The sequence below is a fragment of the Telluria sp. ZT3P25 genome, assembly GCF_059685895.1.
Window position 1 is genome coordinate 845,945 of sequence record NZ_JCASIJ010000001.1, and the last position, 25,595, is coordinate 871,539.

A 25,595-nucleotide genomic window follows, 5' to 3' on the forward strand; every position below is an offset into this window, starting at 1 on the left:
GCGTTGTGGGGATCAGGCGGTGAAGCCGAGGCTGTTGCTGCGGCGGCGGCGTGCGCTGGCGGCCAGGCCGGCCAGGCCGAGGCCGAACAAGAGGGCGCTGGCCGGTTCCGGCACATCGGCGGCTGCGCCCGATTCCAGGTTCAGGTTATCGATGGCAAACTGGCCCTGGTTGGTATTGAAGGCCGAGCAGTCACCCGCGACATTGCACACGAAGCCGAAGAGAGCGACTTCCATGAATTCCAGTTGCGAGAACGCACCGAAGTCGTAGCCGCCGAACCCGAATCCAGCGCTCGACGGACCGTCAAGGGCCAGGTCGAGGTAAGACGAGGTACCGTCGGCGCGGAATCCCTGCGCGCGCAGCAGACCCGAGACGGCCGGGTAGCCGCCCAGCTCGGTCGTATTGCCGATGAAGCTCGCATCCAGACCGAGCATGCGGAACGGGTTGCTGTCTGCAGCGGTGATCCAGACGACGCTGTCGTTGAATGCGCCGTAGTACATGCTCGAATTATTGACCGGGCAGGCCATGTCGCAGGCCCATGGGTCGCTGCCATCGACAAATGCACCCACACCGGTGCTGCCATCGGCGCCCGTTTTATTCGCATCGAAATACAGCGAGAAGCCCGATTCCTGGTAAGTCTCGCCATGCGCGACAGCGCCATAACCGTTCTCGAAGCCGATGGTGGCTGCCTGGGCCGGTGCGGCCAGGACGGCAGCGCCAAGCGCGGTGCCGCATAACATTGCAAGGGTGCTGCCGAGGTTCGGTAATGCGAATCGCGCGTGCCGGGTCATGATGTGCCTTTGTCGTTGAAATGGTCCCTGCCGTGATTCGGCAAGACCGGTAAAAGTGCAACTCGTGTTGCGTTGTAAATAAATATATCAATGGAAATAATTAAAATGTAAAAATTCTTAACAGGAAAAATCTTGAGTTTTAGCGAAAAAGGCTAATTAAATTCGGTTTCCACAGCGACCAGTCTTTGTTTTATGGTTTTATGACGTCAGTATGAATTGTGGTGTTTTTGTAACGGTAATTGAACAAGGTGCTGTTTGTTTCAGCTCTACAGCTTTGACGTTGGGTGGTATTTCAAAACAAGAGTTGTCCTTCTGCTATACCGCGTGATACCGTTCAGAGGTATCTTTTTCGAGTAGCACATGAGGAGTCGGTTGATGTTTTTTGCCATGAAACGGGGCGCCGCGCGTCGCAGCGCCGGGTTCACGTTGCTGGAATTGCTGGTGGTGATCGTCATCATCGGTTTGCTTGCTGCCTATGTCGGCCCGAAATATTTTTCCCAACTCGGCAAGTCCGAAGTCACCGCGGCCAAGGCCCAGATCGACGCGTTCGATAAGACACTCGACACCTACCGGCTCGATGTCGGCCGCTATCCGACCACCGAAGAAGGCCTGGCTGCCCTGATGACGGCGCCGCCCAGCGCCGGCGTCAAATGGAACGGCCCGTACCTGAAAAAAGCCGTGCCACTCGATCCATGGGGCAATGCGTACCAGTACCGCGCGCCCGGCGCCAAGGCCGAATACGAAGTGCTTTCGCTGGGCAAGGACGGCCAGCCCGGCGGCGCCGGCGAGAACGCCGACATCACGTCGAACTGAACGACGTTGTCCGCTTTTTTGTTCGCCTCATTGTTCGTTTCACCCACCTGACAGCGCCGCCCATGCAGTTCGCCGTTCGCACCCTCGCGCCCGACATGTCGATCGCCAACCTCGTCGTCGACGCCCTCGACGCGCAGGATGCGCGCCGCCAGATCGAGGCGCGCGGGCTGTTCGTCAGCGCCGTCGAACCGGCGCGCGGCGCGCGCCTGGCCAGTTCACGCGGCGCCAAATTATCTCTGGTCCTGTTCAGCCAGGAGTTGCTCGCGCTGCTCAATGCCGGACTGGGCATCGTCGAAAGCCTCGAAGCCCTGCTGGAAAAGGAAAGCGCCGCGCCCACCCGCGCCGTGCTCGAACGCCTGCTCGGCGGCCTGCGCGAAGGCAAGCGCTTTTCAGCCGTGCTGGCGGCGCAGCCGATGCTGTTCCCGCCGCTGTACATCGGCATCGTGCGCGCCGCCGAAGGCACCAGCGACCTGCCGCGCGCGCTGACGCGCTACATCGATTACCAGCAGCGCATCGACACCGTGCGCGCCAAAATCGTCAGCGCCTCGATCTATCCGGTGATCCTCTTGATGGTCGGCGGGGGCGTCTCGGGCTTCCTGATCGGCTATGTGGTGCCCAAATTTGCCGAGGTCTACCAGGGCGCGGGGCGCGACTTGCCCTGGCTGTCGCAGCGGCTGCTCGACTGGGGCCAGTTCGCGTCCGGCCACGGGACGGCAATCCTGATCGGCGCCGTGCTGGTTGTGGCCGGCATCGTCGCCGGCATTCGTCACCTGCGCCGCAGCGGCGGCATGGGGCGGCTGCTGCGGCGCGTGCCCGGCATCGGCGAGCGTGCCCGCGTGTATGAACTCTCGCGCCTGTACCTGACGCTCGGCATGCTGACCGAAGGCGGCATCACGATCGTTGGCGCCATCGAAACCGTGCAGCAGATGGTCTCGCCACACCTGGCAAAAAACCTGATGGCGGCACGCGCCGCGATCGAGTCGGGCGAGCCGATGTCCAATGCCTTCGAGGCCAATGGCCTGACCACGCCGATCTCGCTGCGCATGCTGCGCGTGGGTGAACGCACGGGCGAGATGGGGCCGATGCTGACCCAGTCGGCCGCGTTCTACGATGGCGAGATCGGGCGCTGGATCGACCGCTTCACGCGCACCTTCGAGCCGCTCCTGATGGCAGCCATCGGCCTCGTGGTTGGCGCCATCGTCGTGCTGCTGTACATGCCGATCTTCGATCTGGCAGGGGACATGTCGTGACCGCCGCGCCGTTCGATCCCGCCATCCTGGCGCAGGCCAGAGCCGCGGCCAACGTGTCGCGCCGTGGCCTCGTGGCCGAGCTGGAAGCGCTGACCGGGCGCGATGCGCGCGAACTGGTCGACGGCCTGGCCGCACTGTTTGCGCTGCCCGTCATGGAAACGGGCGAGATGCTGCTGCTCGCGCCGGCGTTCGATCTGCTGCCGCTGGCGCAGGCGTTGTCGCGTCACTGCGCGCTGCTGCGCCACGCCGACGGGCGCCTGGTCGGCGTGGTGGCCGATCCGTTCGACCTCGACCTGCAGACGTGGCTCGGCGCCCAGGCCCGCGCCATGCCCAGCCGACCGCTCGCACTGTGCCTGGCGCAGCAGGCCGACATTCAGGCCTACCTGTCCAAGCAGGAGGAATCGGCGCGCGCTGTCGATTCGCTCGTGGGCGGGGCAGCCGACGGCAGGCGCGACGGCAAGATCGGCACCGTGCTGTCGTTCGCCTCGGTGTCCGAAGCGGGCAGCCCGGCCGTCAAGCTGGTCAACTCCACGCTGTACGACGCGTTGAAAGCCGGCGCCTCGGACATCCACCTGGAAAGCACGGCCGGCGGCCTGGCCGTAAAGTACCGCGTCGATGGCGTGCTCGATCACGCCACGACGGTGGGCGGCATTGAACTGGCCGAGCACATTATTTCGCGTCTGAAGGTGCTGGCCGAACTCGATATTGCCGAGCGCCGCGTGCCGCAGGACGGGAGCTTCCGGGTCGAGGCGGCCGGGCGCGACATCGACCTGCGCGTGTCGATCATGCCGAGCATCCACGGCGAAGATGCGGTGATCCGTATCCTGGACAAACGCGCGATGATCGAAGCCTACGGCTCGCTCACACTCGAAGCGCTGGGGTTCGACGCGCCGTCGCTCGTCACGCTGCGCCACCTGGCGCAGGAAGCCTACGGCATGCTGCTGGTCACGGGGCCGACCGGTTCGGGCAAGACCACGACGCTGTACGCGGCGCTGACTGAAATCCACAATGGCCGCGAAAAGATCATCACGATCGAAGACCCGGTGGAATACCAGCTGCCCGGCATCCTGCAAATCCCGGTCAACGAAAAGAAGGGGCTGACGTTTGCCAAGGGCCTGCGCTCGATCCTGCGGCATGACCCGGACAAGATCATGGTCGGTGAAATCCGTGACCGCGAAACCGCCGAAATCGCGGTGCAGTCGGCGCTGACGGGTCACCTGGTCCTGACGACCGTCCACGCCAACAACGTGTTCGACGTGTTCGGGCGCTTCACGCACATGGGCATCGATCCGTATGCGTTCGTCTCGGCGCTGAACGGCATCTGGGCCCAGCGCCTGATCCGCATGAACTGCCCGCGCTGCGGCGAGCGGCACGACCCCACCGATCTCGAACTGGCTTCGGTGCACCTGGAACGTGCCGAGGTAGGCGACTATCTGTTCATGCGCGGCAAAGGCTGCGGCGATTGCCGCGGCACCGGCTACAAGGGCCGCCGTTCGATCGCCGAAATCCTGACCCTGAACGACGAGATCCGCGAACTGATCGTCGACAAGCAGCCAATCCGCCGCATCAAGGCCGCGGCCCACGCCAACGGCACGCGCAGCCTGCGCCTGGCCGCACTCGACCTGGTGCGGCGCGGCGCCACCACCATCGATGAAATCAAGCGGGTGACCCTGCATGCGTAAAGTCCTTGGACACACCCTGCGGCTGGGCATTGCCAGCGATGGCCTGGCCCTGGTCAGGATCAACCGCCTGTTCGGCCGCGCGCCCGTGCTGCTGGCCGAGCAGCGGCTCGACCTGTTCGCGCCCGATGCGCTGGCCACGGGCCTGCGCGCGCTGTTCGCCGACCATGCGCCTGGCGGCTGGACGGTGAGTGTCGTGCTGGCCGATGAATTGATCCGCCTGTGGCAGGTCACGCCGCCGCAAGGCGCCACGCGCATGGGCGACCTCGAAGGGGCGGCCGCGCTGCGCTTCCAGCACCTGTTCGGCGCCCCGCCTGCCGAGTGGGTGATCCGCGCCGACTGGGATGCGGCCAAGCCGTTCCTGGCCAGCGCCGCGCCGCTCAACCTGCTCGATGGCCTGATGCTGGCCGCCGAGACCCACCGCTTTCACCTGGTCGACATCCGGCCGCAGTTCGTCGCCTCGCTCAACCAGTGGCGCCAGGCGCGCAGGGCAGGGGCCTGGTTCGGCCAGGTGCATGGCGGCGTGCTGTCGCTCGCGGCGTATGACGGCGCGGTGTTGATGGCCGTGCGCAGCAGCCCGATCCCGGCCGGCGCCGATCGCGACTGGCTGGAAGCGCACGTGGCGCGCGAAGCGCTGCGCGTGGGCGTGGGACGGCCCGAACGGCTGCAACTGTGCGGCGCCGCGCCGGCCACCTGGGGCAGCAGCCCGGGGCGTCTGAAGTTTGCCTGCAGCCTGCTCGAACAGAACGCCGGCGACGGCTGGTCCGACCTGGCGCGCCTGGCGCGCACGGGAGCGCCCGCGTGAAACGTACCCGCATCGATTTCGCCCCGCCCGGCCTGCGCCGCACGCTGTTTCGCACGCCGCCACGTCTGATCTTCATGCTGCCTGCCGTGCTGGCGATGTGCGTACCGGCAGGGTTCATGACCCAGCGCTACGTCGAGCAGCAGCAGGAACTGACCGACTTGCAGGCAGCGCTGGCCGTGCGCAGTGCGCCGCCGCCCGTCGTGGTGGCGGCCGCGCCGAAGGTAACCCTGGCGCCGGCGCAGGTCACTGCCGTCAACGCCGCCGTGGGGCAACTGAACCTGCCATGGCGCGACCTGGCGGCGGCGCTGGCCGAAGCCACCCCAGCCTCGATCGCGCTGCTGGCGCTGGAACCCGACGCCAAGCGGCGCACGCTGCGCATCAGCGCCGAGGCAAAAAACAGCGACGACATGCTGGCCTACATCACCCGCCTGCAGGCCGAGGAATGGTTCACGAGTGTGGTGCTGATGCGCCATGAAGTCATGCAGGAAGACCCGAACCGGCCGCTGCGCTTCCAGGTCAGCGTGCAATGGGGGACGCCATGACGCTCGCGACCCTGCCACTTCGCGCGCGCCTGCTGCTCGCGCGCGTCAATCCGCTGGTGGCGCTGGTCGTGGCGCTGATCGTGGCCGGCGCAGCCGTGCAGGTCGCGCTGGTGCCGGCGCGCGCCCGCCTCGAAGCAGACTACGAGGCGGCGCGCCGCCTTGCACGCACGCCGTTGCCACCACGCCCGGCACCAAGCGCACCGCCACCGAGCAGCGACCAGAACCTGGCGCAGTTCTACGCGACGCTGGGCGATGCCCGTAGCGTGGAGCGCCAGTTGAAAGCGGTGTTCGCACTGGCCGCGCGCCATGGCTTGACGCTGGAGCAGGGCGAGTACCGCACCACCGTTGACCGCAACGCCCGGCTGGTCGCCTATCAGGTCAACCTGCCCGTCAAGGGCAGTTACGCGGCAATCTGGCAGTTTGCGATGGACGTCCTGCGCGCGGTCCCGCATGCCTCGCTCGACGATGTGGCATTTCGCCGCGACGCCATCGGCGAGGCAGGCGTCGATGCGCGGCTGCGCCTGACGTTCTATCTGGCCGAGCGCAGCGCAGCACCGGGAGAAGCACGATGAAGTCCCGTCACATCGCCATGGGTGGCGCGCTGGCGCTGGCCGCGGGCCTGGTCGTGTTTGGCGACAACACACCTGAAGATACGCTGGCCGCGCCGGCCGAACGTGTGGCGACAGTCTCGTCCACCGGGCCTGCGCGCAGCACGGCCGTGGCGGTCATCAAGCCGGTCGCGGACACCGCAATCGTCCGCCTGGTCCCCCGCGACGAGTTGATCGGCGCCGACGGCGAGCGTTTCGGCGAGGGTGAGCAGGGCCTGTTCGCGCGCCACGACTGGACGCCGCCACCGCCACCGCCATCGAACGCACCGCCCCCGCCACCGCCGCCGCCCGTGGCGCCGCCCCTGCCGTTCAAGTACATCGGCAAGTCGCTCCAGGACGGCGTGTGGGAAATCTACCTGGCCCGCAACGACCGTACCTATCTCGTGCGCGACGGCGCGACGATCGACGGCGCCTACCGCGTCGACGCGATCCGTCCGCCCACGCTGACCCTGACTTACCTGCCGCTGGACCAGGTCCAGCAGCTCAATATTGGAGTATTCGATTGATGGCTCGTTTGCCGATGCGGGGGTTGACCCTGCTGCTGTTGCCGTTTCTTCTCGCGGGTTGCGCGGCGCAGCGCGCCTACCAGGAGGGCAACGCACTGGTGGCCCAGGACAAGGTCGGCGCCGGCCTGGCCAAGTACCAGGAGGCGCTGGCCGCCGATCCCGGCAATCCCGAATACAAGGCGGCCTACCTGCGCGCGCGCGACGGCGCCGTCGTGCGCATGGTGGAGGCGGCCGACCGCGCGCTGGCCGCCGGCCAGATCGACGTGGCCGGTAACGAATATCGGCGCGTGCAGACCATCGATCCGGGCAACGACCGCGCCCGCGCTGGCCTGCGCCAGGTCGAGGCGGACCGGCGCCATGCGGCCGCACTGATCGAGGCACGCGCCGCGTTCGAGAAGGACGATATCGACACCGCGCGCAACAAGCTCGCGGCCGTGCTGACCGAGCGTCCGGCGCACGAGGCGGCGCGCCTGCTGCTGCTGGAGATCGACGAGAAAGCGGCGGCCGCGCCATCCGGCCCGGCAGCGCTGGCGGCCAGCTACCGCAAGCCCATCAGCCTCGAATTTCGTGATGCCCCACTCAAGCAGGTGTTCGAGATCATCGCCCGTCACTCGGGCCTGAACTTCATCTTCGACAAGGACGTCAAGGCCGATACCCGCACCTCGATCTTCCTGAAGAACAGCACCGTCGAAGCGGCCGTCTACTACCTCTTGATGACGAACCAGCTCGAGCGCCAGGTCATGGACGGCAACACGATCCTGATCTACCCGAACGTCGCGGCCAAGCTGCGCGAGTACCAGGAAATGACGGTCAAGACGTTCTTCCTGGCGAACGCCGACGCCAAGTCCATCGCCAACACGTTCAAGACGATCCTCAAGAGCCGCGACGTGGTGGTCGATGAAAAACTGAACCTGGTGATCCTGCGCGACAATCCGGAAGCGATCCGCATCGCCACGCAGCTGGTGGCGCTGCAGGACGTGCCGGAGCCCGAAGTCATGCTCGACGTCGAGGTGCTGGAGATCAACCGCAGCAGCGTGATGGACCTGGGGATCAACTGGCCGTCATCGCTCGGGTTCTCGCCACTGACGTCGTTCGACGGCAATGTGCTGACCATCGACCAGCTGCGTGGCCTGAACAGCAGCACGATCACGACAGGCCCGATCAGCGCCACGCTCAACGCCAGCAAGACCGACGGCGACACGACGACGCTGGCCAACCCGCGCATCCGCGTGCGCAACAAGGAAAAGGCCAAGATCGTCATCGGCGACAAGATCCCGAATATCTCGGCGACGGTGTCGTCGGGGATCGGCGGCTTCGCGTCCGATAACATCACCTACCTGGACGTGGGCCTGACGCTGAACGTCGAGCCGACCATCTACCTGAACAACGAGGTGGCGATCCGCATCAACCTGGAGGTCAGCACGCTGGGTGAGCGCGTCGAGACCCGCAACGGCACGGTGGCCTACCGCATCGGCAGCCGCTCGGCGACCACCATGCTGCAACTGAAGGATGGCGAGAACCAGGTGCTCGCTGGCCTGATCAGCAATGAAGACCGCAGCAGCGGCACCAAGGTGCCGGGCGTGGGCGACCTGCCGATCGTCGGCCGCCTGTTCGGCAGCCAGACCGACAGCAGCGGACGCACCGAGATCCTGCTGTCGATCACGCCGCGCATCGTGCGCGCGGTGCAGCGCCCGCCCGCATCGGCATCCGAATTCGGCGCCGGCACCGAGTCGAGCTTCCGCCGCCGGCCTGACAATGCCGTGCGCGCACCGGTAGCGCTGCCGACGACGGGCGCGCGGACCACCATACCGGCCCTGGCGTCGCCAGCAACCGTCACGACGACGACGGTCACGACGCCCGTCGCGCCGCCGCCGGCGCAGGAACCCGCGACGTCATTCTCGGTGCCGCCGTCGGCCTTGCCGGCCACACCGCAACTGGGCTCGCCGCCATCGGCGCCGCCGGGCCAGCCGGTGACGGCGCCCGAATCTGCGCCTGCGTCTGCGCCGGAGGCCGAGGCGCAGCCGGCCGCCTATCCGCCGGGCGTGACGCCGCCAGTGCCGCAGCGATGACGCAGCCGGGCATGCGCGCGCGGCACGGCTTCACGCTGATCGAGCTGCTCGTCACGCTCGCGATCCTGGCCTTGCTCGGCACCCTGGTGCTGCCGGTGGCCGAAGTGACGGTGCAGCGCCGCGACGAGCAGGAACTGCGGCGCGGCCTGCGCGAAATCCGCGCCGGCCTGGATGCCTACAAGAAGGCTGCCGACGAAGGCCGCGTGGCCAAGGCCGCCGACGCCAGCGGCTATCCGCCGCGTCTCGAATTGCTGGTGCAGGGCGTGCCCGACCTGCGCAGTCCCAAACAGGCGAAGATCTATTTCATGCGGCGCCTGCCGCGCGACCCGTTTACGCCGGAGCGCGACCTTGATGATGCCGCCACCTGGGGCAAGCGCAGTTATGCCAGCGAGCCGGATCAACCGCAGGAAGGCGACGATGTCTATGATGTGTATTCGCGCTCCACGCGGGTGGGGCTGAACGGCATCCCCTACAACAAATGGTGAGCACGATGCAACTGCATGCAGATGGAAAAGACCGTGGCTTCACGCTGATCGAATTGCTGGTGGTGCTGGGGATCATCGCACTGCTGCTGACGGTGGCGCTGCCGCGCTTTTTCCCCAGCATCGACAGCGCGAAGGAGACGATCCTTGCCGATAACCTGCGCAACACGCGCCAGGTGGTCGATCAGTACCGCTCCGATACCGGCCGCTATCCCGAATCGCTCGAGCAGCTGGTGGAGGCACGCTACCTGCGCGAAATTCCGCTCGACCCGGTCACCGAGGCGCGCGACACGTGGATCCTCGAAGCGCCGCACGAAGGGGAGCAGGGGGGCTTTGCCAACCTGCGCAGCGGCGCACCGGGCAATGACCGGCGCGGCCGGCCTTATCTGGAATGGTAGTTCGGGAAGGGATACGGCGGGGGCGCCAGGCCGGGTTCACCTATCTGGGCCTGATCATCTTTGTCACCATCATCGGCCTGGTGGGCGCAGCCACGCTCAAGATCGGCGCGCTGCTGCAACGGGCGGCGGCCGAAGAAGAACTGCTGGACATCGGTGCCGCCTTCAGCGCGGCGCTCGACAGCTACGCGGCGGCGACGCCGCAGGGCGCCTCGCCGTATCCGCCATCGCTCAAGGAATTGCTGAAGGACCCGCGCGTGCCCGGCGTGCGCCGGCACCTGCGCAAGATCTTCGTCGACCCGCTGACGGGCAAGGCCGAGTGGGGCGTGGTGTATCTGGGGGAGGGTACGACGGGCGTGGTTGCAGTGCATAGTCTGTCGACGGCCAGGCCGCTGAAGGTCGCCAATTTCGACAGCCGGTTCGCGGGCCTGGACAATGCTGATACGATTTCCGCGTGGCGGTTCAAGGCGCGTGATCCGGCGTTGGGGCAGGGCCCTGGACAGCCGCAGCCGCGGCCTGCTGCGCCGGCGGCGCCGACGGCGCAACCGGTGCCGCCTGGCTTGCCTGCGGCAGCGCCGGCAGATGTGCCGCCGGCGGAGACGGCCGAAGAAGTGGAACCTGCACCAGAACCCGCACCGGCGAATGTGCCGGAGACTGCGCCCGAACCGCAAGCGCAGCCCGAGCCGGAAACGTTACCCGAGGAGCGGTAGGTATAGACGAACAATAGAGCCTGCCACAAGTTATCCGATAAGCCAGGCCGAATTGGAAATCCACTGACTGCAGCGACAGGCAGCTGTCGAACCCAAGCAGACCACCACTATTTCTCGCAACCGCCATCTTTTGCGGTTAGCCCGCTTGGTGCAGCATTTTGGATTGTCACGGCCAACGTTCGGTTGTCCTGCAGAGCTAATGCCTTTTGTTGCACAACCATCACTGCGACTGCGCGGCCGTCAACGACAGGTTTAGGATGGAAAAAGTTGAACATGAGATCCCTGAGCTGAAGATATAGTTTGGACCGGAAATGAGTGAGCACGATACCTGAGCAATGATAGCTGCAATGTCCGCTTGTGTGCCCAACCCGACCGTTCAGTTGGGCATATCAGGTCGCTAAGGCAGAAAAGCCGCAGACTCTAACGAATGCCAGGAACCGACCAGAGCGGACATTGCATACAGAACTCTACCGGGCATATTCGTCACAAATGCTATCGTTAAGACTGAAATCCAAGGCGACTGCATAACCGTCTGGGGAGTAGCGCGTAACCAGCAGCCCTTTTGATGTGCGGTAGGTTCCGCCGTTTAATGCCTGATCGACGAAGCAAACCTCCAAGTCCTCGATTCCATCCCCGTTGACGTCCTTCCTTCCCACAATCTTCAGCTCATACAACCATGTACCTGGGGTCTCAAACACAAGCGCATTCTCAGCGGCTTTGCTTGGCGTCAGGCCGAAATCAGCAAATGTGCGCAGTGCTGGGGAACGACGTGGCCCGAGAGAGCTTCGGATACTGGCCAAATCGAACTTATCCGCCAAAAATAGTTCGAGATCCTTCGATGGGAAATAGCTAACAAGAGGGGATGCTTCGACAATGTTAGTCAATAACAGAAACGCCAAGGCACACGAAGCACAGCGGATTTGCATAAGTCGCTTCCAAATTTGAAAACAGGAGAATGTCCGCTCTCCGCCGGATCCGGCCGTTCAGACCAGCATAACACGTTGCTAGGTTAAAAACTTTGCGTTAGCCCTGACTGGCTGGAACCGGCCCAAAGCAGTCATTGAACGCTGCACGAGGATTGCAGACAACCCTACATGGTGAAGTCGAAATAGATACGTGACAATACGACTGCCGATACCAGACCGCCAGCAGTAACACTGAGCATTGTGAAGGCTGGACTGGGAGCACGGCGAGTCAAAAGTAACCCTGCTCCGATAAGAGAAGAGACCGCCAGCGCATGGCTTAAACCGAATGTAAGAGCCATGCCGATTACGACAATTCCCCAAGCTGCGTCAGGAGCTAGTGCACCCACTACCCACGAGATCCCCGCCCATGCTGCAAGCCCCATGATCGGTAGCCATACGCCAGCAACGGACAGCCATTTCAGATAGTTCAGCATTAGTTATGTCAGCGAGCAGGGTCAGGTCAGACATTCAGACACAAGTTCGACAATAAGTCTATTTATGAATGCCGTGGTGAAGGTGCTAGGGAAGAGTCCGCGTCCAAATGTCAGACCTGACCCTGACTACACGCCTTCACATTACTGGACCAGACCAAGAAGGCCCAGAACGTCAAGCTCGTCAAAATCTCGCACCTCGCTCAATCTGATTGGCTTCGAGAGCGTGAACTTTTTCCAGGTTTCCTTGAACTTTTCCTCACCACCGTCGTCATCCGGATTGACGTTATCTAGGAATCTCGCCCTCCCGGTGGAGAGATTGACACTGACCGTATTCTGCACGACCGGGCCCCGATCGGAACTGCTGTCGTAACCGATCAGCGCGAAATCGGAGTTATGGTAGCGGAACGCATAGGTCCAGTAGCCGTATCGGCCATGCGCATAATGAATTGTGAGGTTGCCTTTGTTGATGCTAACGCCGAGCTCCGGCGCAAAGTAGACGCCGCCGTCTTCGTTTTCGGATGAGAAGCAATTTCGATTCTCGAGAACTAGCCGATACCCGTGTTGATCGTGAAGAGCGACAAGGATGCTACGTCGGTTGCGGTCACGTTCTCCGCCATACTTATCCTTGACGAATTTTCTGCGGTCCATGCTTTTGATGATGAGTACGATATCTGGGTCACGATCCTTGTTCAAGTCACTTTTAATCTCCTGCACCACGACGTAACCGCGCGGTACGAAATCGGCGACGGATCGCGCAACTCTGGCGTTCGTCTGTGCATACACGTTGGTACCGATCGTCAAGAAAATGATCAATGCAAGTTTTCTCATGGTGCACCTCGATTATTTCGAACGTCTGCGTATGGCCGAAATCGGTCGGTAGTTGTCAGGCCGGTCTCGACCCGAAGCAGTCATTCGACAAACCTGCAGTCGGCAGCACACCTGACAACTATGAAAACTACGCGTCTTCACGGTTTATTAATCCCCCGTACTCATCCGAGTAAATGACGTCACCGGAAAATACCCGTTTTAGATACGAATTGAACCAACTGCGAAAATTCGGAGCAACTAGTTCTCGCTCGCTTGAATCGTGCCACATCGTGATTACTTGCCCCGAGGACCCAGAGGCATGTGGAGCGAGGTCGAGACAAAGGTGGTCACCGCTACCGTTGTAAGTAAACGGTATCCAGCCAGCGTTCCACCAGTCGTCTCGAACGCCATTGGAGGGATCTGATTTAATACCGACAAAGTCTCCACCGTCGAGTAGGTCCTTCCATACCGTCCACTGAGCCAGAATCTCATCAGTCGAGAGAAATTCAGAACCCTCAAACATCCCCCCGACGTTCGGCGCTTGGCCATTATGAATCTTGAGGCATGCCACGTAGTCATCTGGCAAAGTTAGCCCTCGCGCTTCCTGAAGGCGGGCTATTTGTTCGTCGGTTGCTGGCGCGATGAGGCTAGCAAGCCCTTCAGGCCAATGTTCTGCCAACCATACTTCAAATCTGGTCCATAAACTGTGCATCGTACATCCCTGTAATAGCAAAGAAGGGTGAAGCCGGCTCGGCAGTCTGTATGTCTGCTTTTGGCCGGACCTGGCTGGCTACTTGAATAGTCTGGCTGGTGGGCTGCGAAAACAAAAAATGCAGACTGTCACAGAGGTCCGTTTCTGACCCTTAGCGATCGTGGAGCCATTCCATAAACTCCCCAACCATTTCTGTCGAAGTCAACTCCAGCAACGCCTCAGCAAGAGCATGTTGACCTTTCGCTGCAGCGGCGGCAGACAAGGCACAGGCGGTAAAAGCAGGGCTCCACTGTTTTTGTGCGGCACGTGCCACTAATGCTGGAATACGATTCAACGCATCGAAGTAGTCTGCTGCCAGTCGCTCGGGAACCGCGACGCTGTTCTTGTGCCGGCAGATTTCGATCCATGCCGGAAAAAGAAAATACACATCGGTCACGCGTTCCGGCGAGCCAGCGATTGCCTCAATAACGTGTGGCACTGCTGCAAACGACGCTGAGTAAACGTCGCCCTGATGCGCAAGGGCGCTCCATAAGCTGAACCACGGCTCTGAATTTCCATCGTCGCCTGGTAGCGCCGATAGCTGCCGAAGGAGCCCGGGAATTTCTGCAGCGCTGCCGTATGCATCGTGCAGTTCAGCCCACAGTGCGCTATCTAGTTCAAGCATCATTCATCCATGGTTTGTGCGGTGCGCTGCATGCTTCATCAACAGTCGGTATGGCTGGATTCGGAAGTTAGCGTCAGCGTAGCAGCTCCCGGGCTGAAAAGGTCACACGCTGTCTCGACAGTCAGCAATTGACCCAAAGGGACCGGTCACCCATTTCCAATGACTAGGGAGCCATCTCATCAGTACCACGACGAATACCGACTTTCTGGCTTATCCACCAGTAAGCAAGTCCACCGGCAAGGCCCGACCCAAGATAGTTCAATGAATCATACAGACCGAATTGCGCCCAACGGACGGATGTGAATGGCTCGGCAAGCTCAATCCATACAGGTATGGCGCAGATAGCGCCTGTCACTGCGAACTGCCACCATCGCGTTAGACGCAACTTGCAGAATAAAACCGCAAGTGGCAGGCCAAAGATGAGCGCATTGGTAATTGCAAGCGGGAAGCCGATGAACCAAACGAGTGGTAACGCGCACCAAATGCCCGTTCCATGGGAAAGCCCAACGCCGCAGGTGGTGAAGGTGGCGATCGTCACACCAATAACGGCGGCCACTCCAAGCATCGACATGGTACGGAAGACTAATCTGGCGGATGGATGCACGGTTTCTCTGCGATGGCGTGACGTTTTCTGGACAAAGGCAGTCTGGTACAACCCTACGATATCAAACCTTGACTGTCACACGTTCAAAAACCGGATATGCCTGAAGTGGGGAAAAGTCTGCCTTCCAAATGTCGAGTTCATAGAGCTGTCCGGTTGTGTCCGCATTGAGAACGATACTCACCGGGACGCCATCGTGATCGACGTACTGCGCCTCAACAAGGCAACTGCCTAAAAACCGATTGTCGTGACCGGCAAATTGAACGCTACCCATTTTGCCATCGCTCATGTCAAGTACCTGAGCATGCTCCAGTTGGACGAGCAGATGCTCGCCATCCCGTGCCCGCCGAAGCAGAGCGCGTATGAATGACTCCTCTTCAAGACGCAGAGGGCGTAAGCCGTCCCGAATCTGGTCCGGCACCATATTTCCCTTCCAATGTGAAACCGCATCCGGCGCAATAACCCAGTAGTCATATGCATCCGTTTTTAATAGGCAACGATAGCGCACATTGCTATGATCGACCGTCACCATGACGCCAATGCCGGCGTTGACCAACTCTACGAGGAGTCGCATGATTTCTGTCCTGTCGCGCCGTCGCAGCAACACCCTATGCATTGCGGGCGCGCTTGCCTGCCTGTCGATCACGCTCGTCCACGCCGCCACGCCGGAGCAGTCGGTCAGCGAACTGGTGCAGCGCTTTGCCACCGCGCAAGGCACGTTCGACCGCGCCGCACTCGAAGCGCTGACGTTTGAAAACTATATCGAGATTTCCCCACTGGGCGAGGTCGACCCGCGCGCGAAGATGCTGTCGTTCTACGTCAAGCATGACGACAAGCCGCTGCCGGCAATCAGCGTCGACGAGATCACGCCGCGGGTGATGGGCAATACCGCCATCGTGCTCGCGAAGGTGTCGTACGCCATGACGGTTGGCGGGCAAACCCGCACAGCCGCGTTACGCTCGAGCTTCGTAGCCCAGCAGCAGGACGGTGCCTGGAAGCTGGTGTCGGCGCAGTACACGCCAATCCGGCCGCCGGCCGCACCAGCCAAGTGAACAGCCGATGAAATTGCCAATGAGCCTGCGTCCCGTCCTTATCTTCTTGTCCATCGCCGTCAGTGTCAGTGCCAGCGCCAGCGCGCCGATACCCGCTTCGCTAAATCTGATCCCTGAGGCCGGTCCGCACGCCGTCGGCCTGCGCGTCATCCAGCAATACGATTACAGTCGGCTGCTCGAGCCGGCGGTCGATGCATTCGGCAAGGCCGGCAATGCTGCGCCTGGCCGGCCAATCCAGATGCTGGTCTGGTACCCGGCCAGGCGCGGTGGTGGCGCGCGCATGCTGGCGGCAGACTATCAGCAGGCCAGCCTGTCCGAGGTCGACTTTAATGTGTCCGCCGCCGAGGCAAGCAAGCAGCGGGCAGGCTGGATGACGGGACCGCAAAAAGCGCAGTACGGCGCGCCGACGCTGGCCGTGCGTGATGCGGCGGCTGCCGCCGGCCGCTTTCCGGTGGTGATCTACGCGCCCAGCTTCGCTGCAGAAGCCCATGAAAACATCGACCTGTGCGAATACCTGGCCAGCCATGGTTATGTGGTGCTGGCCAGCCGCAGCCTGGGCGCGCGCTCGGTCATGATGACCGACGACGTCGAAGGCGTCGAGGCGCAGGCCGCCGATATCGCTTTTCTTGCCAATTACGCGCAGACGCTGCCGCAGGCCGACATCGGCAATGTGGCGGCGGCAGGTTTCAGCTGGGGCGGCATGGCCAATGTGTTTGCCGCGGCGCGTTCCAGCCGCATCAAGGCGTTGGTCAGCCTGGACGGCTCCATCCGGTATCACCCGAAAGTGTGGGGCGCGGCGGGTTATGTGCAGCCAGCGCGCACGGCGGTGCCGATGCTGTACCTGGGCGCGCGTGCGCCGTCTGCGGAAGTCATGGAGCGCAAGGACATGCTCGGCAAGAGTTACCTCAACACGATGACCTATTCCGACGTGTATGTCGCGACGCTGCCGCCGATGACGCATCCGGATTTCAGCGCGTGGCATGTGCGCTTTGCCGACGATGCTGCGTTTGGCGACTATGCGCGTGCCGATGTGCTGCAGGCGTACCGCAGCAGCGCGTTGTATGTGCGCCGGTTCCTGGACGCGTATCTGAAGCAGGACGGCGAGGCGCTTGCATGGCTGAAGCAGTCGCCGGCGCGCCATGGTATCGGCCCGCAGGTGATGTCGATGGCGTTGACGCCGGCCCGGCATGAACTCCTTGGCGAAGGCGACTTCCTGCGTGCGTTCGCCAAGGCGGGCTTCCAGGATGCGCAGTCGATCCACGCCGGGATGGTGGCACGCTCGCCCGACTTCAAACTCAGCCCCTTGAGCATGAATACGCTGGGCTACCAGCTGCTGCGCGGGAAGAACGCGCGCGGCGCCGTCGAGCTGTTCAAGCTGGCCACGTTCCTCGAGCCGAAGTACGCCAACGCGTTCGACAGTGAAGGCGAGGCGTACGAAGCGCTTGGTGACACCAGGTCAGCCATTGCAGCCTACGAAAAAGCCGTCGCGGCCGATCCGAACCAGCGCAACGCCGTGGCGCGGATTGCAGCGCTGCGCCGGGGCGGCGCAGACTGAGCAGCGTTCAGGCCGCGCGGCGCCGGAAGTCGCGCGGCCGGAATCCCAGCAGTGCAAGCATCGCGAAATACGTCACGGCACTGGCCACGATGATCCCCAGGAGCGCGCCGATGCGCAGGCCGGGCGTGGCTTTCATGGCGGCCCAGTCGAATTGCGCCTGGCCGAACCAGGCCACGGCGCCCATTGCCGCCACGCCGATGGCGAGCTTCAGGAAGAACTTGCCCCAGCCCGGCTGCGGCGTATAGATGCCGCGTTTGCGCAGGCCGATGTACAGGCAGGTGGCATTGATGCAGGCGCCCAGGCCAATCGACAGGGCCAGGCCCGCCACGCCCATCAGCGGCACGAAGATCAGGTTCATCAGCTGCGTGGCAACCAGCACCGCAACGGCGATGCGCACCGGCGTCTTGACGTCCTGGCGGGCGTAGAATGCCGGCGCCAGGATCTTGACCAGGATGATGCCGAGCAGGCCGGCGCTGTACGCCATCAGCGGCATCGATGAATTGACCAGCGCTGCATCGTCGAATTTACCGTAGTGGAAGAGGGTGGCGATCATCGGCACCGCCAGCGTGGCCATGCCAACCGCAGCTGGCAGCGCGAGCAGGAAGGTCAGGCGCAGGCCCCAGTTGAGCAGCGCCGCGTATTCGGCGGTGTCGCCTTCGCTATTGGCTTTCGACAGCGACGGCAGCAGGATCGTGCCCAGGGCCACGCCCAGCATCGCGGTTGGAAATTCCATCAGGCGATCGGCATATTGCAGCGCCGAGACGGCGCCGGCAGCCAGGCTGGCGGCGATGCCGGTATTGATCAACAGGCTGATCTGCGCTGCGGACACGGCGAACACGGCCGGACCCATCTTCTTGAGCATCCGGCGCACGCCGGCGTCGCGCAGGCCCGTCATCGGATTGAACGAGATGCGCGGCAACATGCCGATTTTCACGAGCGACGGAATCTGGATCGCCACCTGCAGCACGCCGCCGACGCAGACCGCAATCGCCATCGCATAGATCGGCTGCTCGAGATAATTGACCAGCACGAGCGACGCGAAGATGAACGACAGGTTCAGCAGCACGGGCGTGAACGCAGGGATCTTGAACTGGCGCCAGGTATTCAGGATGCCGCCGGCCAGCGCGACGAACGACATGCAGGCGATGTACGGGAACATCATCTGCGTCATGATGACCGACGCGTTGTAGGCGCCGGGCGTCTCGCGCAGGTCACCGGCCAGGACCATGATCAGGAGCGGGGCACCGATGATGCCCACGATACTGGTAAGCACCGTGGCCCACAGCAGCGAGGTGGCGACATGGTCGACCAGCGTCTTGGTGGCCACGTCGCCATGCTGCGTCTTGTATTCGGACAGGATCGGCACGAAGGCTTGCGAGAACGCACCTTCGGCAAACAGGCGCCGCAGCAGGTTGGGCAGACGGAACGCGATGATGAAGGCATCGGTGTACGCCGAGGCGCCGAAAGCGCGCGCAAACAGGCTTTCGCGCAAGAGGCCGGTGACGCGCGAAAGCATCGTCATGCTGGAGATGGCGGCGAGGGTTCTGAGCAGGTTCATGGCGCGAGATTATACTGGTGCAACTCGGCCAGTACAGACATCCGGCCGACAATCTTTGAATTTTAAATTGCCCATACTTGAAAGCTTCGCTATAATCATGGGCTGTACTGAATTCTGTTAGCAGACACTAATCGTTGGGCAGGCTCCTGCGCCGGTTTAACAGTCGCTAATGTTTGCAAACGCAACTTGACCCCGATTTAGGAAATTCCATGGCAAATACCGCACAAGCGCGCAAGCGCGCTCGTCAAGCAGTTAAGCAAAACGCGCACAACTCGTCGCAGCGTTCGACCCTGCGTACCGCAATCAAGGCAGCTCGCAAAGCCATTCAGGCTGGCGACAAAGAAGCCGCGACCCTGATCTTCCAGCAGTCCGTGTCGAAAATCGACAGCATCGCTGACAAGAAAATCATCCACAAGAACAAAGCAGCGCGCCACAAGAGCCGCCTGGCTGCAGCCCTGAAAGCACTGTCGGCGTAAAGCCCGCGTGCGTGCGGCCTTCGGGCCGCGCAGGCAAGTTCTGTGCAGTGGAAAGACCCGCCCGACTTCGGTCCTGGCGGGTTTTTTTGCTTGGCGCTTCCATTTTTCCATCCGGAATGCATGACGGGCTTGTCGATAACGTAAAAACTGGTGTCTGCCGCAAAGGTGGGGCATAATATGGCGCGTCTTATGTCTTATAGAAGACTGGCGTTAAAGACAGGTTTCGCGGCCTTGCACGAAGCGGCCGCCCAACCAACGGAATGTACGCCGGTGCGCTCTGGCCCTCCCGTCGCAGACAGGGGTAGAATGTCCGGCATCGGCGCCCAGTGCCCGCAGCCCATCTATTGATGGGCCGTGGCCAATTGTCAGTTTTTACTACGCGCGACGTTGTCGCGATTACCGAGGAAAATGTGCATGAGCAGTGATCAGACCATCATCTACACCCTGACCGACGAGGCGCCGCTGCTGGCGACCCACGCCTTCCTGCCTGTGGTCAGCACCTTCACGAAGCCGGCCGGCATCACCGTCACGGCCAGCGACATCTCGGTCGCGGCCCGTATCCTGGCAGCGTTCCCTGAAAACCTGAGCGCAGAGCAGCGCGTGCCGGATTCGCTGGTCGAGCTGGGCAAGAAGACGCTCGAGGCGAGCACAAACATCATCAAGCTGCCGAACATCAGCGCGTCGGTCAGCCAGCTGATCACCGCGATCAAGGAACTGCAGGACAAGGGCTACAACATCCCTGACTACCCGTCGGACCCGAAGACCGACGAAGAAAAAACCATCAAGGCCAGGTACGGCAAGTGCATCGGCTCGGCAGTGAACCCGGTCCTGCGCGAAGGTAACTCCGACCGCCGCGCGCCGCGTGCCGTCAAGGAATACGCACGCAAGAACCCGCACTCGATGGCCCCATGGTCGCAAGCATCGCGCACCCACGTGGCGCACATGACCGAAGGCGACTTCTACCACGGCGAAAAGTCGATGACGGTCGAAGCGGCGCGCGACGTCAAGATGGAACTGGTCACCAAGAGCGGCCAGACCATTGTTCTGAAGCCAAAAGTTTCGCTGCTGGCCGGTGAAATCATCGATTCGATGTTCATGAGCCGCAAGTCGCTGCTGGCCTTCTACGAAGCCCAGATCGAAGACGCGCACGCCACCGGCATGCTGTTCTCGCTGCACGTCAAGGCAACGATGATGAAGGTGTCGCACCCGATCGTCTTCGGTCACTGCGTACGCATGTTCTACAAGGAAGCATTCGAGAAGCACGGCGCGCTGTTCGAGAGCCTGGGCATCAACGTCAACAACGGCATGGCCGACCTGTACAACAAGATCGCCGACCTACCATCGTCGCAGCGCGAAGAAATCATCCGCGACCTGCACGCCTGCCAGGAACACCGTCCTGAACTGGCCATGGTCGATTCGGCCAAGGGCATCACCAACTTCCATTCGCCGAACGACGTCATCGTCGACGCGTCGATGCCAGCGATGATCCGCGCCGGCGGCAAGATGTACGGCGCCGATGGCCGCCTGAAGGAAGTCAAGGCCGTCATCCCGGAGAGCACCTTCGCGCGCATCTACCAGGAGATCATCAACTTCTGCAAATGGCATGGCGCATTCGATCCGAAGACGATGGGCACGGTCCCGAACGTCGGCCTGATGGCCCAGCAAGCCGAAGAATACGGCTCGCACGACAAGACCTTCGAAATCCAGGAAGACGGCGTGGCCAACATCACCGACCTCGCCACCGGCGAAGTCCTGATGAGCCAGAACGTCGAGCAGGGCGATATCTGGCGCATGTGCCAGGTCAAGGATGCGCCGATCCGCGACTGGGTCAAGCTGGCCGTGACGCGCGCGCGCAACTCGGGCATGCCGACCGTGTTCTGGCTCGACCCGTACCGTCCGCACGAAAATGAACTGATCAAGAAGGTCAAGGTCTACCTGAAGGATCACGACACGAACGGCCTGGATATCCAGATCATGTCGCAAGTGCGTGCAATGCGCTTCACGCTCGAGCGCGTCTGGCGCGGCCTGGACACCATCTCGGTGACCGGCAACATCCTGCGCGATTACCTGACCGACCTGTTCCCGATTATGGAACTGGGCACGTCTGCCAAGATGCTGTCGATCGTCCCACTGATGGCCGGTGGTGGCATGTATGAAACGGGCGCCGGCGGTTCGGCCCCGAAACACGTGCAGCAGCTGGTCGAAGAAAACCACCTGCGCTGGGATTCGCTGGGCGAATTCCTCGCGCTGGCCGTGTCGCTGGAAGACCTGGGCCTGAAAACCGGCAACCACAAGGCCAAGATTCTGGCCCGCACGCTCGACGCTGCCACCGGCAAGCTGCTGGATAACCGCAAGTCGCCATCGCCAAAGACCGGCGAACTCGACAACCGCGGCAGCCAGTTCTACCTGTCGCTGTTCTGGGCGCAAGAGCTGGCCGCGCAGACCGACGACGCCGCACTGGCCGCCACGTTCGCGCCGCTGGCCAAGAAACTGGCCGACGACGAAGCGACCATCGTTGCCGAGCTGCTGGCAGTGCAGGGCAAGCCGGTCGATATCGGTGGCTACTACAAGCTGGATGAAGCCAAGGTGACGGCCGCGATGCGTCCGAGCGCCACCTTCAATGCGGCGATCGATTCGTTCGCCTGAACTGAACGACTGTCGTAACTAGAACCCGCCGACCGCAAGGTCGGCGGGTTTTTTATTGGCGCAGTCAGCGTTATCTATTGATGACGTTGATAGCAATGCGGAGCAATTGTTCCGGCGATGCGACCCTTTCACCATCCAGCGCCCAGCGCCAGCCCAGGTAATTGGGCAGGTAGCGCGATGCCACGCCACGAAAGCCCTGTAGCCAGGCCTTGAAGCGTTGATGGTAGGCGTTCACGTTTTGCACGTGGATGGCAAGGTTGCCCAGACGCCTCACACGCACCCTGGCGCGCAGGTTGACCGCCTCGTGCGCGATCCTGTGTTTGCGTGCAAAGGCGCGGTAGGCGGGATGGCCGTCACTGACCAGTAAGGCCTGCCTGTTGAGCCTGGGCAGCAAGTCACGCTCGAGTTGCGCAGCTATGAGCGCGCCACGACCAGTGACGGCATCGACCGTTCGCCCCTCGCGGTCGCGCGCGACCAGAATGCAATCGAGTTCGCTGGAAATGCCCCGTTTGGCAGCATGGCCGCCGCGATGGCGCGGTGGCCGGTCGAGGGTGCGCGAACCTTTTTGTGATTCGAGTAAAAATGTCTCGTCAGCTTCGACGATGCCATTGAGAGGCGCGGGCCGGTCGAGCTTGACCCAGTGCAGGAAGCGGTGGCGCCATCGAAAGGCCGTGTTGCGGTGCACCCCGACCCGATCTGCCGCCGTGCGCACGGGGAGTGAATCCAGCAGCACCTGCGAATACGCGAGCCATTTGGCCTTGAGCCGCAGTCGCGCCAATGGCGTACCGGTCAGGTCGTTAAAGGTGCGGCCACAGGCACAGCAGCGGTAGCGCTGCAAATCATTGGCGAAGCCATGGCGGTAGCAGCGCTCGTTGCCGCATCTGGGACAGCAGCGACCTGGCGCTCTGGCCTCACTGATGAGTGCGACCACTTGATCGAGCCCGGCTGCAGGATGCAGCGCATCAAGCACTTGCCGGCGCTGGGGTTGGTTCAGCGAAGGCAGTTTTGCGAACCAGCCCTTGAAACGTGGCGCTTTCATGATCGACTCCTGACGCTGGGGACAGGGGTTGGACCACCGGAATGCTCGTCAGTTCAAAGCTGGTCTCTATTTAACGCTGACTGCGCCTTTTTATTTGCCCGCGTGGCGCGAGTAGGCCGGAACGTCGATGAATTCGCCCGGCAGCAACGGATGCGTGCTGAGAGAAAACGGGCCGATGCTGCTGCGCACCAGGCGCAGCGTCGGCAAGCCCACGGCCGCCGTCATCCGGCGCACCTGGCGGTTCTTGCCTTCTTCGAGCGTGATGGCAAGCCAGCTGGTGGGCTTGTCCTGGCGCGCACGGATCGGTGGATTACGCGGCCACAGCCACTCGGGTTCGGTAATCCGCGCGGCGCGGCACGGCTTGGTGACGAAGTCGCCCAGGTCGAGCGGCGCCTGCAGGCGCGCCATAGCCGCGGCATCGGGTACGCCATCGACCTGCACCAGATAGGTCTTGGCTTCCTTGTGATCCGGATGGGCGATCTTGTGCTGGAGCTGGCCGTCGTCGGTCAAGAGCATCAGGCCTTCGCTGTCGGCATCGAGCCGACCGGCCGGGTAGATACCGGGAATCTTGAGGTAGTCAGCCAGGGACTCACGGCCATCCTGGGGCGAGAACTGGCACAGGACCTGGAACGGTTTATTGAAGAGAATCAGGGACATGACGATGCAGTAAAGCGAATGAGAGGGGAGCCAACCGGTAGCGTGGCGATATGGCAAAATACTGGGGCATAATGAAGAGCAGCCATCGGCTGCCGCTGGCAACGGCGACATTGTAAGCGAGTTGGTAACGCAGTTCGTCACGTCGTTCGCACCGCCTTTCGCCACCCACCTGGAGAACTTGATGTACCAGCATATCACCGTCCCGCCTGCGGGCCAGAAGATCACTGTCAACGCCGATTTCAGCCTGAACGTGCCGGCCACGCCGATCATTCCGTATATCGAGGGTGACGGCACGGGCGCGGACATCACGCCGGTGATGAAGAAGGTGGTCGATGCGGCCGTGCGCAAGGCCTACGGAGGTGAGCGCAGCATTGCCTGGATGGAGATTTTTGCCGGCGAAAAAGCGACCAAACGCTACGGCGCCGATGTCTGGCTGCCCGCCGAAGCACTGGATGTGCTGAAGGAGTATGTCGTCTCGATCAAGGGGCCGCTGACCACGCCCGTCGGCGGCGGCATCCGCTCGCTCAATGTCGCGCTGCGCCAGGAGCTCGATCTGTACGTCTGCCTGCGCCCGGTGCGCTACTTCAACGGCGTGCCCTCGCCACTGAAGCAGCCGGAAAAGACCGACATGGTCATCTTCCGTGAAAACTCCGAAGACATCTATGCCGGCATCGAATGGGAGGCCGGCTCCGAAGGCGCGCAAAAGCTGATCGCGTTCCTGAAGGCCGAACTGGGCGTGTCGAAGATCCGTTTCCCGGCCACGTCGGCCCTTGGCCTGAAGCCTGTGTCGATCGAAGGCACCGAACGCCTCGTACGCAAGGCGATCCAGTACGCGATCGACCACGACAAGCCATCGGTAACCCTGGTCCACAAGGGCAACATCATGAAATACACCGAAGGGGGCTTCCGCGATTGGGGTTACGCGCTGGCGCAGAAGGAATTCGGCGCCGAGCTGTTCGATGGCGGCCCATGGTGCAAGCTCAAGAATCCGAAGACCGGGCGCGACATCATGATCAAGGACTCGATCGCTGACGCCTTCCTGCAGCAGATCCTGCTGCGTCCGGCCGAATACAGCGTGATTGCCACGCTGAACCTGAACGGCGATTATATTTCCGATGCACTGGCGGCCCAGGTCGGCGGCATCGGCATCGCGCCGGGCGCCAACATGTCCGATTCTGTGGCGATGTTCGAAGCGACCCACGGCACCGCGCCGAAATACGCCGGCAAGGATTACGTGAATCCCGGTTCACTGATCCTGTCGGCCGAAATGATGTTGCGCCACATGGGCTGGAGCGAGGCGGCCGACCTGATCATCGCGGCGATGGGCAAGGCAATTGTGTCGAAAAAAGTCACGTACGATTTCGCGCGCCTGATGGAAGGGGCGACGCAGGTATCGTGCTCGGGCTTTGGCGAAGTGCTGATCGAACACCTGTAACGCGCCGCCTGCCATTGTGGCAGGCGAAAAAAAACCCCACTGCGGGAGTGGGGTTTTTCACTTCCGTGAGGGGTATGATTAGTTACCCTGGATGTTGGAAGCTTGCTTGCCTTTAGGGCCTTGCGTGACTTCGAATTGGACTTTTTGACCTTCTTTGAGGGTCTTAAAACCGTTCATGTTGATTGCGGAGAAGTGTGCGAACAGATCCTCGCCGCCGTCATCAGGCGTGATGAAGCCAAAGCCTTTGGAATCATTGAACCACTTAACAGTACCAGTTGCCATAAAAGAACTTTCAAATTTAACAAATCACACGAGCCATAAAAGCAAGAATCTTCTTGCCCTCCTC

Annotated in this window: 28 protein-coding genes; 16 read left to right on the top strand and 12 right to left on the bottom strand. The window is 62.2% G+C overall.

Annotated features, from left to right (window positions below):
* Positions 1-12 precede the first annotated feature (12 nt).
* Positions 13-738, bottom strand: a complete 726-nt coding sequence (locus tag AC56LY_RS03735; RefSeq protein WP_499576711.1) for an NF038120 family PEP-CTERM protein — start codon at positions 736-738, stop codon at positions 13-15.
* A 426-nt stretch (positions 739-1,164) separates the two neighbouring features.
* On the opposite strand from AC56LY_RS03735, the gene gspG reads away from it, so the two are divergent.
* From gspG to AC56LY_RS03790, 11 genes are all read left to right on the top strand, one after another.
* On the top strand, positions 1,165-1,602 hold the full coding sequence (gspG, locus tag AC56LY_RS03740; RefSeq protein ID WP_499576712.1) for a type II secretion system major pseudopilin GspG: 438 nt from the start codon (positions 1,165-1,167) through the stop codon (positions 1,600-1,602).
* A gap of 62 nt (positions 1,603-1,664) precedes the next feature.
* The gene (locus tag AC56LY_RS03745) at positions 1,665-2,852 is read left to right on the top strand and encodes a type II secretion system F family protein (RefSeq protein ID WP_499576713.1); all 1,188 of its coding nucleotides are present in this window, start codon (positions 1,665-1,667) and stop codon (positions 2,850-2,852) included.
* Positions 2,849-4,534 carry a GspE/PulE family protein gene (locus AC56LY_RS03750; RefSeq protein WP_499576714.1) on the top strand — a complete coding sequence of 562 codons (1,686 nt, stop codon included), beginning with the start codon at positions 2,849-2,851 and terminating at the stop codon, positions 4,532-4,534. The genes AC56LY_RS03745 and AC56LY_RS03750 overlap by 4 nt, the downstream gene beginning before the upstream one ends.
* Positions 4,527-5,336, top strand: coding sequence for a hypothetical protein (locus AC56LY_RS03755; protein ID WP_499576715.1), 810 nt, complete (start codon positions 4,527-4,529; stop codon positions 5,334-5,336). The genes AC56LY_RS03750 and AC56LY_RS03755 overlap by 8 nt, the downstream gene beginning before the upstream one ends.
* On the top strand, positions 5,333-5,878 hold the full coding sequence (locus AC56LY_RS03760) for a PilN domain-containing protein (protein ID WP_499576717.1): 546 nt from the start codon (positions 5,333-5,335) through the stop codon (positions 5,876-5,878). The genes AC56LY_RS03755 and AC56LY_RS03760 overlap by 4 nt, the downstream gene beginning before the upstream one ends.
* Positions 5,875-6,450 (top strand): hypothetical protein, encoded by a 576-nt coding sequence (locus AC56LY_RS03765; protein WP_499576719.1) that lies wholly within the window; start codon positions 5,875-5,877, stop codon positions 6,448-6,450. The genes AC56LY_RS03760 and AC56LY_RS03765 overlap by 4 nt, the downstream gene beginning before the upstream one ends.
* Complete coding sequence (locus AC56LY_RS03770; protein WP_499576721.1) at positions 6,447-6,992, top strand: hypothetical protein; 546 nt, start codon at positions 6,447-6,449, stop codon at positions 6,990-6,992. Before AC56LY_RS03765 ends, AC56LY_RS03770 begins: the two co-directional genes overlap by 4 nt.
* Positions 6,993-7,006: 14 nt before the next feature.
* On the top strand, positions 7,007-9,061 hold the full coding sequence (locus AC56LY_RS03775) for a secretin GspD/PilQ domain-containing protein (protein WP_499576722.1): 2,055 nt from the start codon (positions 7,007-7,009) through the stop codon (positions 9,059-9,061).
* 11 nt (positions 9,062-9,072) lie between these two features.
* Positions 9,073-9,546 (top strand): type II secretion system protein, encoded by a 474-nt coding sequence (locus tag AC56LY_RS03780; RefSeq protein ID WP_499576724.1) that lies wholly within the window; start codon positions 9,073-9,075, stop codon positions 9,544-9,546.
* 5 nt (positions 9,547-9,551) lie between these two features.
* On the top strand, positions 9,552-9,941 hold the full coding sequence (locus tag AC56LY_RS03785) for a type II secretion system protein (RefSeq protein ID WP_499576726.1): 390 nt from the start codon (positions 9,552-9,554) through the stop codon (positions 9,939-9,941).
* Positions 9,935-10,648 carry a type II secretion system protein gene (locus AC56LY_RS03790; RefSeq protein ID WP_499576727.1) on the top strand — a complete coding sequence of 238 codons (714 nt, stop codon included), beginning with the start codon at positions 9,935-9,937 and terminating at the stop codon, positions 10,646-10,648. Before AC56LY_RS03785 ends, AC56LY_RS03790 begins: the two co-directional genes overlap by 7 nt.
* 467 nt (positions 10,649-11,115) lie before the next feature.
* Here AC56LY_RS03790 and AC56LY_RS03795 read toward each other — a convergent pair whose 3' ends face one another.
* The 7 genes from AC56LY_RS03795 to AC56LY_RS03825 form a co-directional block, all read right to left on the bottom strand.
* Entirely contained in the window at positions 11,116-11,574 is a 459-nt protein-coding gene (locus tag AC56LY_RS03795; protein WP_499576729.1) for a hypothetical protein, read from the bottom strand.
* 164 nt (positions 11,575-11,738) lie between these two features.
* The gene (locus AC56LY_RS03800; RefSeq protein ID WP_499576730.1) at positions 11,739-12,047 is read right to left on the bottom strand and encodes a hypothetical protein; all 309 of its coding nucleotides are present in this window, start codon (positions 12,045-12,047) and stop codon (positions 11,739-11,741) included.
* Positions 12,048-12,188: 141 nt separating this feature from the next.
* Positions 12,189-12,875 (bottom strand): hypothetical protein, encoded by a 687-nt coding sequence (locus AC56LY_RS03805; RefSeq protein ID WP_499576732.1) that lies wholly within the window; start codon positions 12,873-12,875, stop codon positions 12,189-12,191.
* Positions 12,876-13,002: 127 nt separating this feature from the next.
* A complete protein-coding gene (locus tag AC56LY_RS03810; protein ID WP_499576733.1) occupies positions 13,003-13,566 on the bottom strand; it encodes an SMI1/KNR4 family protein in 564 nt (187 codons plus the stop codon).
* Between the two features lie 151 nt (positions 13,567-13,717).
* Positions 13,718-14,233, bottom strand: a complete 516-nt coding sequence (locus AC56LY_RS03815) for a hypothetical protein (protein WP_499576735.1) — start codon at positions 14,231-14,233, stop codon at positions 13,718-13,720.
* Positions 14,234-14,393: 160 nt separating this feature from the next.
* Positions 14,394-14,834, bottom strand: a complete 441-nt coding sequence (locus AC56LY_RS03820; protein WP_499576736.1) for a hypothetical protein — start codon at positions 14,832-14,834, stop codon at positions 14,394-14,396.
* A 61-nt stretch (positions 14,835-14,895) separates the two neighbouring features.
* Positions 14,896-15,405, bottom strand: coding sequence for a DUF6984 family protein (locus AC56LY_RS03825; RefSeq protein WP_499576737.1), 510 nt, complete (start codon positions 15,403-15,405; stop codon positions 14,896-14,898).
* Here AC56LY_RS03825 and AC56LY_RS03830 point away from each other — a divergent pair.
* The gene (locus AC56LY_RS03830; RefSeq protein ID WP_499576739.1) at positions 15,404-15,883 is read left to right on the top strand and encodes a nuclear transport factor 2 family protein; all 480 of its coding nucleotides are present in this window, start codon (positions 15,404-15,406) and stop codon (positions 15,881-15,883) included. The genes AC56LY_RS03825 and AC56LY_RS03830 overlap by 2 nt on opposite strands.
* A gap of 19 nt (positions 15,884-15,902) precedes the next feature.
* A complete protein-coding gene (locus AC56LY_RS03835; RefSeq protein WP_499576740.1) occupies positions 15,903-17,438 on the top strand; it encodes a dienelactone hydrolase family protein in 1,536 nt (511 codons plus the stop codon).
* A gap of 7 nt (positions 17,439-17,445) precedes the next feature.
* Here the strand turns inward: AC56LY_RS03835 and murJ are convergent, their stop codons facing one another.
* On the bottom strand, positions 17,446-18,996 hold the full coding sequence (murJ, locus tag AC56LY_RS03840) for a murein biosynthesis integral membrane protein MurJ (protein ID WP_499576742.1): 1,551 nt from the start codon (positions 18,994-18,996) through the stop codon (positions 17,446-17,448).
* 209 nt (positions 18,997-19,205) lie between these two features.
* Here murJ and rpsT point away from each other — a divergent pair, with 209 nt between their 5' ends.
* Positions 19,206-19,472, top strand: a complete 267-nt coding sequence (rpsT, locus tag AC56LY_RS03845) for a 30S ribosomal protein S20 (RefSeq protein WP_183550274.1) — start codon at positions 19,206-19,208, stop codon at positions 19,470-19,472.
* Between the two features lie 414 nt (positions 19,473-19,886).
* The gene (locus AC56LY_RS03850) at positions 19,887-22,118 is read left to right on the top strand and encodes an NADP-dependent isocitrate dehydrogenase (RefSeq protein ID WP_499576743.1); all 2,232 of its coding nucleotides are present in this window, start codon (positions 19,887-19,889) and stop codon (positions 22,116-22,118) included.
* A 70-nt stretch (positions 22,119-22,188) separates the two neighbouring features.
* Here the strand turns inward: AC56LY_RS03850 and AC56LY_RS03855 are convergent, their stop codons facing one another.
* A complete protein-coding gene (locus AC56LY_RS03855) occupies positions 22,189-23,157 on the bottom strand; it encodes an IS1595 family transposase (RefSeq protein WP_499576744.1) in 969 nt (322 codons plus the stop codon).
* Positions 23,158-23,247: 90 nt separating this feature from the next.
* Entirely contained in the window at positions 23,248-23,814 is a 567-nt protein-coding gene (locus AC56LY_RS03860) for a pseudouridine synthase (RefSeq protein WP_499576746.1), read from the bottom strand.
* 181 nt (positions 23,815-23,995) lie between these two features.
* On the opposite strand from AC56LY_RS03860, the gene icd reads away from it, so the two are divergent.
* Complete coding sequence (gene icd / locus AC56LY_RS03865) at positions 23,996-25,249, top strand: NADP-dependent isocitrate dehydrogenase (protein ID WP_499576747.1); 1,254 nt, start codon at positions 23,996-23,998, stop codon at positions 25,247-25,249.
* Between the two features lie 78 nt (positions 25,250-25,327).
* Here the strand turns inward: icd and AC56LY_RS03870 are convergent, their stop codons facing one another.
* The gene (locus AC56LY_RS03870) at positions 25,328-25,531 is read right to left on the bottom strand and encodes a cold-shock protein (protein ID WP_171084635.1); all 204 of its coding nucleotides are present in this window, start codon (positions 25,529-25,531) and stop codon (positions 25,328-25,330) included.
* Positions 25,532-25,595 lie beyond the last annotated feature (64 nt).

Coding starts and splice junctions, on each gene's coding strand:
- AC56LY_RS03795 (WP_499576729.1), bottom strand. CDS start 11,574: ATGCAAATCCGCTGTGCTTCGTGTGCCTTGGCGTTTCTGTTATTGACT.
- AC56LY_RS03830 (WP_499576739.1), top strand. CDS start 15,404: ATGATTTCTGTCCTGTCGCGCCGTCGCAGCAACACCCTATGCATTGCG.
- AC56LY_RS03770 (WP_499576721.1), top strand. CDS start 6,447: ATGAAGTCCCGTCACATCGCCATGGGTGGCGCGCTGGCGCTGGCCGCG.
- AC56LY_RS03765 (WP_499576719.1), top strand. CDS start 5,875: ATGACGCTCGCGACCCTGCCACTTCGCGCGCGCCTGCTGCTCGCGCGC.
- AC56LY_RS03800 (WP_499576730.1), bottom strand. CDS start 12,047: ATGCTGAACTATCTGAAATGGCTGTCCGTTGCTGGCGTATGGCTACCG.
- AC56LY_RS03780 (WP_499576724.1), top strand. CDS start 9,073: ATGCGCGCGCGGCACGGCTTCACGCTGATCGAGCTGCTCGTCACGCTC.
- AC56LY_RS03775 (WP_499576722.1), top strand. CDS start 7,007: ATGCGGGGGTTGACCCTGCTGCTGTTGCCGTTTCTTCTCGCGGGTTGC.
- rpsT (WP_183550274.1), top strand. CDS start 19,206: ATGGCAAATACCGCACAAGCGCGCAAGCGCGCTCGTCAAGCAGTTAAG.
- AC56LY_RS03755 (WP_499576715.1), top strand. CDS start 4,527: ATGCGTAAAGTCCTTGGACACACCCTGCGGCTGGGCATTGCCAGCGAT.
- AC56LY_RS03810 (WP_499576733.1), bottom strand. CDS start 13,566: ATGCACAGTTTATGGACCAGATTTGAAGTATGGTTGGCAGAACATTGG.
- AC56LY_RS03870 (WP_171084635.1), bottom strand. CDS start 25,531: ATGGCAACTGGTACTGTTAAGTGGTTCAATGATTCCAAAGGCTTTGGC.
- AC56LY_RS03850 (WP_499576743.1), top strand. CDS start 19,887: ATGAGCAGTGATCAGACCATCATCTACACCCTGACCGACGAGGCGCCG.
- AC56LY_RS03825 (WP_499576737.1), bottom strand. CDS start 15,405: ATGCGACTCCTCGTAGAGTTGGTCAACGCCGGCATTGGCGTCATGGTG.
- AC56LY_RS03745 (WP_499576713.1), top strand. CDS start 1,665: ATGCAGTTCGCCGTTCGCACCCTCGCGCCCGACATGTCGATCGCCAAC.
- AC56LY_RS03805 (WP_499576732.1), bottom strand. CDS start 12,875: ATGAGAAAACTTGCATTGATCATTTTCTTGACGATCGGTACCAACGTG.
- AC56LY_RS03835 (WP_499576740.1), top strand. CDS start 15,903: ATGAGCCTGCGTCCCGTCCTTATCTTCTTGTCCATCGCCGTCAGTGTC.
- icd (WP_499576747.1), top strand. CDS start 23,996: ATGTACCAGCATATCACCGTCCCGCCTGCGGGCCAGAAGATCACTGTC.
- gspG (WP_499576712.1), top strand. CDS start 1,165: ATGTTTTTTGCCATGAAACGGGGCGCCGCGCGTCGCAGCGCCGGGTTC.
- AC56LY_RS03785 (WP_499576726.1), top strand. CDS start 9,552: ATGCAACTGCATGCAGATGGAAAAGACCGTGGCTTCACGCTGATCGAA.
- murJ (WP_499576742.1), bottom strand. CDS start 18,996: ATGAACCTGCTCAGAACCCTCGCCGCCATCTCCAGCATGACGATGCTT.
- AC56LY_RS03855 (WP_499576744.1), bottom strand. CDS start 23,157: ATGAAAGCGCCACGTTTCAAGGGCTGGTTCGCAAAACTGCCTTCGCTG.
- AC56LY_RS03790 (WP_499576727.1), top strand. CDS start 9,935: ATGGTAGTTCGGGAAGGGATACGGCGGGGGCGCCAGGCCGGGTTCACC.
- AC56LY_RS03735 (WP_499576711.1), bottom strand. CDS start 738: ATGTTATGCGGCACCGCGCTTGGCGCTGCCGTCCTGGCCGCACCGGCC.
- AC56LY_RS03860 (WP_499576746.1), bottom strand. CDS start 23,814: ATGTCCCTGATTCTCTTCAATAAACCGTTCCAGGTCCTGTGCCAGTTC.
- AC56LY_RS03815 (WP_499576735.1), bottom strand. CDS start 14,233: ATGATGCTTGAACTAGATAGCGCACTGTGGGCTGAACTGCACGATGCA.